Origin of the sequence: Clostridium sp. CMCC3677, assembly GCF_023845585.1 — a bacterium.
In the GTDB taxonomy this organism is placed as follows: Bacteria; Bacillota; Clostridia; order Clostridiales; family Clostridiaceae; genus Clostridium; species Clostridium aquiflavi.
The window spans coordinates 1-274 of sequence record NZ_JAMQHS010000052.1; the positions used below are offsets into that span (position 1 = coordinate 1).

Here is a 274-nt window from a genome sequence, read left to right on the forward strand (position 1 = left end):
ACCAGACATTTCAGTTATTCCACCTGCATTATCTGTTATAGGACCAAAAGTATCCATAGCTAGAATATAAGAACAAGTAGATAACATTCCCATTGTTGCAATTGCAGTACCATATAATCCTCCATTAAATCCAAGTTCTGATAATCCACTGTGATTACCTAACCAATATGAAGAAAATATAGCTATAGCTATAGCTAATACAGGAGCAAACGTACTTTCAAGACCTACAGATATACCAGAAATTATATTAGTTGCAGGACCTGTTAACGAAGAC

The 274-nt window shown here is 34.7% G+C and carries 1 protein-coding gene; it reads right to left on the minus strand.

The genetic code is table 11. The features are described 5' to 3' along the window. A partial coding sequence (locus NG901_RS16700) for a sodium/proton-translocating pyrophosphatase (protein WP_252217064.1) occupies nucleotides 1–274 on the minus strand: 274 nt, incomplete at both ends.